Origin of the sequence: Streptomyces tricolor (assembly GCF_002155905.1) — a bacterium.
In the GTDB taxonomy this organism is placed as follows: Bacteria; Actinomycetota; Actinomycetes; order Streptomycetales; family Streptomycetaceae; genus Streptomyces; species Streptomyces tricolor.
The window spans coordinates 1-4,622 of the sequence record NZ_MUMF01000856.1 but is presented as its reverse complement, the minus strand read 5'-3'; the positions used below and the strand labels follow the sequence as shown (position 1 = coordinate 4,622).

Sequence of the window (4,622 nt, the reverse complement as noted above, 5' to 3'; positions counted from 1 at the left end):
GAAGGCGGGGGAGGGGGTCAGATGATGCCGCCGTTGGCGCGGATCACCTGGCCGTTGACCCAGTGGCCGGCCGGGGAGGCGAGGAACGCGACCACCTCCGCGATGTCGCCGGGCGTGCCCAGACGCTCCAGCGGCGGCTGCGCCGCGAGGCGGGCGACGGCCTCCTCGTCCTTGCCGGCCAGGAACATGTCGGTGCCCGTGGGGCCGGGGGCCACCGCGTTGACGGTGACGTCCCGCCCGCGCAGCTCCCGGGCCAGCACCAGGGTCAGCGCCTCGACCGCGCCCTTGCTCGCGCTGTAGGCGCCGTAGCCGGGGAACGCCAGGCCCACCACGGACGTGGAGAAGGTGATCAGCGCACCGCCGCGGCGCAGCGTCCGGGCGGCCTCCCGGGCCACCACGAAGGTGCCGCGGACATTGGTGCGGTGCAGGGCGTCCAGCTCCCCGAGGTCCAGCTCGGCGACCGGCGCCAGATACATCCGGCCCGCCGTGTGCACGACGACGTCGACACCTCCGTACTCGGCCGCGGCGGCCTCGAACAAGGCGGCGACCTGCTGCTCGTCGGCCACATCGGCGCGGACGGCGAGCGCGCTGCCGCCCGCCGCGGTGACGTCCTCGACGGCGGCCTCGGCCAGCTCGCGGTTGCCCGCGTAACCGACCACCACGGCGAATCCGTCGGCGGCGAGCCGCGTCACCGTCTCGCGGCCGATGCCGCGGGAACCGCCGGTGACGACGGCGACCCGGGGCTGTACGGGGTTCTGCTGGGCGGACATGGCGGCTCCTGGGGTGAGTGGTGAGCGGACCGGAATGCGTGTCCTCAGCCTCGGCCCGCTGCCACGCGCCGACCAGGGCTGTCCTCACCCTGGGGTCGGCAACCCCTGGCTCCGGACGGCCGCTCGCGTGACCATGGGGGGCGTGAACCACTCGGAGCTGGCCGCATTCCTGAAGTCCCGGCGCGACCGGGTCCGCCCCGCCGACGTCGGCCTGACCGCGGGCCCCCGCCGCCGGGTGCCGGGCCTCAGACGCGAGGAGGTCGCCCACCTGGCGGGGCTGTCCGCCGACTACTACACGGAGCTGGAACGCGGCCGGGGCGCCCAGCCCTCCGCCCAGGTCCTGGCCGCCCTCGCCCGCGCGCTCCGGCTGAGCGGCGACGAACGCGACCACCTGTTCCACCTCGCCGAGCGCCCGCTGCCGGCCGTCGCGCACGGCCCCGTCGGGCACGCCCAGCCCGCCCTGCTCGGCCTGCTGGACCGGCTCGTCACCACCCCCGCCCAGATCATCACCGACCTGCACGAACCCCTCGCCCAGAACCCCCTCGCCGTGGCCCTGCTCGGCCCGGCGCCGATCGGACGCGGACTGGAGGCGAGCTTCGCCTACCGCTGGTTCACCGACCCCGCCGTCCGCGGGCTGTACCCGGCCGAGGACCACCCGCACCACTCCCGGGTCTTCACCGCCGACCTCCGGGCCGTCGCCGCCCGGCGCGCCAAGGACCCCGACGTCACCCGCCTGGTGGCCACACTGCGCCGGCGCAGCGAGGAGTTCGCCGCGCTCTGGGAGCACCGGGACGTGGCGCTGCGCCGCACCGACCACAAGCGGATCGTCCATCCCGCGCTCGGCGTCATCGAACTGGACTGCCACAACCTGTTCAGCGAGGACGGCCGGCAGCGGCTGCTGTGGTTCAGCGCCCCGCCGGGCACCGAGGGGGCCGCCCAGCTGGAACTGCTGTCGGTGATCGGCACCCAGGACCTGGCGCCGGACCCGGACCGGACGGGGCCGCGGCCGGGCTGACACCCGGGGGCCGGCCCCGGCGCGGCACCGGTCCCCGCACGCCCGTGGCGCACTCTCGGTCGCCTGAGGCACCCTTGACAGCGTGCGTGCTGTTTCGCGAGGTTTGAGCCTTGTCCTACGGTTCGCGACGCGCTCGGCGCGCTATGGGGGGAGACCGATGTGGAGATCACCGTCCACAGACCCGAGGAGCTGACGTCCGGGCTGCGTGCGGCCTGGCACCGCGCGATGGACGAGTCGCCCGAGTACGCCAACCCCTTCCTGGCACCGGAGTTCGCGGCCGGCGTCGGCCGGTTCCGGAGCGGGGCGCGGGTGGCGGTCCTGCGGCAGGGCGGGGAACCGGTCGGCTTCCTCCCGTACGAGCGAGGGCCGTTCGGCGCCGGCCGGGCCATCGGCCTCGGACTGTCCGACTGCCAGGCCCTCGTGCACCGGCCCGGGGTCACCTGGGACACGCCGGAACTGCTGCGGGCCTGCGGGCTGAGCGTCTTCGAGTTCGACCATCTGGTGTGCGGACAACGGCCGTTCGAGCCCCATGTCACCGGCACCTTCGCCTCACCGGTGATCGATGTGAAACCCGGCGACGGCACCTACCCGGAGTGGCTGCGCGGCACCTACCCGGGGCTGGCCAAGACGACGCTGAAGAAGGAGCGCCGGCTCGGCCGGGACGTGGGCGAGGTGCGGTTCGAGTTCGACGAGCGCGACCCGCGGATGCTGCGCACCCTCATGCGCTGGAAGTCCGCGCAGTACCGCAGGACCGGGCGCATGGACCGGTTCTCCCGGCCGTGGATCGTCGGCCTGGTCGACCACCTGTTCCGCGTCCGCGAGGAGCACTTCACCGGGGTGCTGTCCGTGCTGTACGCGGGCGACCGGCCGGTCGCCGCCCATTTCGGCCCCCGGTCCAGCACCGTACTGGCCGCCTGGTTCACCGCGTACGATCCCGGACTCCCCGCCTACTCGCCCGGGTTGATGATGCACCTGCGGACCGCCGAGGCGGCTGCCCGGCACGGGGTGACCCTGGTCGACCTCGGACGCGGCGACAAGGAGTACAAGGACTGGCTCAAGACCCGCGAACTGCGCGTCGGCGAGGGGTTCGCGGCCCGCCCGCACCCCGTGGCACTGGCCCGCCGGCTGTGGCGGCGGCCGGTGCGCGGCCTGCGGAACACGGTGCTGGCCCACCCCCGGCTGCGCGAGCCGGCCGACCGGCTGCTGCGGACGGCGGGCGCCCTGCGCACCCGCGGCCGGTAGCCCCAGCCGCTCACCGGCTCCGGCACCCCGGCGGACCGCCCGCGACGAGAGCACCCCCGCGGACGACAGCGAACAGTGCGGCCCGCCCCAGTGTGACGAGCCGCGGGCCGCCGTGGCCCAGCCGCTCCACGGCGCGGGACGTACCGGGAGGCGCTGGACCGGCTCCGCCGCGCCCCGGGAGCCGGTGACCCGTACGCCTGGCAGCGGTTCGCGGACCTGCTGGAGCCGGCGGGCCGCAGGGAGAAGGCGCGGCGGCTGCGGCGGTACGGCTGGGAGCCCGACGGGACGGTCCCGAACCGTGGAGTGCGGCCCCGCCCTGCCGTCCGCCCCTGGCCCGCCCGTACGGCTCTGCACCGGCCGGTGATCCCGGGGCGGTGCCCGTCGGCCGCGGGCAGGGTGGGGTCACGCGGGCGGGCCGGCGATGCGCAGGGTCGCCGCCGCGGACACCGGTGCGGGGTCGGCGGTCCCGGTGGCGTCCGTCCACCAGTCGCTGCCGTCCTCGGCGTAGCGCAACAGCACGCCCTCGCGGATCGCCCAGGGGCACACCACGGCCCGGGGCAGGCCCATCAGTTTCAGCGCCGTGCGCCCCACGACCGCGCCGGCCAGGCTCTGGGCGGCGCGCGGGGCGGAGATGCCGGGCAGCTGGGCGCGTTCGGCGGCGGGCAGCGCGGCGAGGGCGCGCGCCGCCTCGCGCAGGTCGCGGCAGGCCAGTTCCCGCTCCACGAACGGGCCGAACCGGCCCGGCGCGGCCCCGCACAGCCGGGCCAGCTGCTGGAAGGTACGGGAGGTGACGGCAGCGGTGCGCGGACCTTCCCAGCGGATCCGCGAGGCCACGTCCCGCAGTTCGTGACGGACACGGCGGCGCAGCTCCTTCAGCTCGGCCGCGCCCGGCGGGTCCTGGACGCCCAGGTACTCCTGGGTCAGCCGGTTCGCGCCGAGCGGCAAGGAGGCGGCGAAGTCGGGCAGCCGGCCCCGGCCGAAGGCCACCTCCAGCGAGCCGCCGCCGATGTCGAGCAGGGCGAGCGGGCCCGCCTTCCAGCCGAGCCAGCGGCGGGCCGCCAGGAAGGTCAGCTCGGCCTCCGTCTCACCGGGCAGGGTGCACATGCGGATCCCGGTGCCGGACGCCACCCGCTGGAGCACCTCATGGCGGTTCGGGGCGTTGCGGACCACCGTGGTGGCGAAGGCCAGCGGGCCCGCCGCGTGCCAGCGCCGGGCGGTGGCCCCCGCCGCGGCCACCGCCTTCACCAGCCGCTCCACCGCCTCGTCGGCGATCATGCCGTCCGGGGCGACCTGTTCGTTGAGGCGGAGCTTCCACTTGACGGTGTGCACCGGCAACGGAACACCCCCCTCCACATCCGCGATCACCAATCGGACCGTGTTCGACCCCGCGTCCACCACGCTCACCCGCATGGCCGGGGAGTACCCACTCCATCGGTGACAACCCGTCACACGAGGGGGCGTGCCGATGCACACCACCCCGGCAACACGCCCCCCAACCGGCTCCCCGGACCGGACCGAAGCGGAGGAGTGGCGCAGGGCGCACGGAACGGGGAGGGGCGGCGCCGTGCGCCCTGCGCCACTCCTCCGCTTCGGTC

General features: G+C 75.6%; 4 protein-coding genes. 2 read left to right on the top strand and 2 right to left on the bottom strand.

Features of this window, described 5'->3' with window-relative positions; genetic code table 11:
* Positions 1-17: 17 nt before the first annotated feature.
* Positions 18-770 (bottom strand): SDR family oxidoreductase, encoded by a 753-nt coding sequence (locus CCN44_RS40775; RefSeq protein ID WP_086704226.1) that lies wholly within the window; start codon positions 768-770, stop codon positions 18-20.
* A 142-nt stretch (positions 771-912) separates the two neighbouring features.
* Here CCN44_RS40775 and CCN44_RS40770 point away from each other — a divergent pair, with 142 nt between their 5' ends.
* Complete coding sequence (locus CCN44_RS40770) at positions 913-1,785, top strand: helix-turn-helix transcriptional regulator (protein WP_059246962.1); 873 nt, start codon at positions 913-915, stop codon at positions 1,783-1,785.
* Positions 1,786-1,944: 159 nt separating this feature from the next.
* A complete protein-coding gene (locus CCN44_RS40765) occupies positions 1,945-3,027 on the top strand; it encodes a GNAT family N-acetyltransferase (RefSeq protein WP_086704223.1) in 1,083 nt (360 codons plus the stop codon).
* A gap of 402 nt (positions 3,028-3,429) precedes the next feature.
* Here the strand turns inward: CCN44_RS40765 and CCN44_RS40760 are convergent, their stop codons facing one another.
* On the bottom strand, positions 3,430-4,437 hold the full coding sequence (locus CCN44_RS40760) for a Ppx/GppA family phosphatase (RefSeq protein WP_059246966.1): 1,008 nt from the start codon (positions 4,435-4,437) through the stop codon (positions 3,430-3,432).
* Positions 4,438-4,622: the final 185 nt, after the last annotated feature.

Excerpts from the sequence above, each read along its gene's own strand:
- CCN44_RS40775 (WP_086704226.1), bottom strand. The coding sequence starts at position 770 with ATGTCCGCCCAGCAGAACCCCGTACAGCCCCGGGTCGCCGTCGTCACC.
- CCN44_RS40760 (WP_059246966.1), bottom strand. The coding sequence starts at position 4,437 with ATGCGGGTGAGCGTGGTGGACGCGGGGTCGAACACGGTCCGATTGGTG.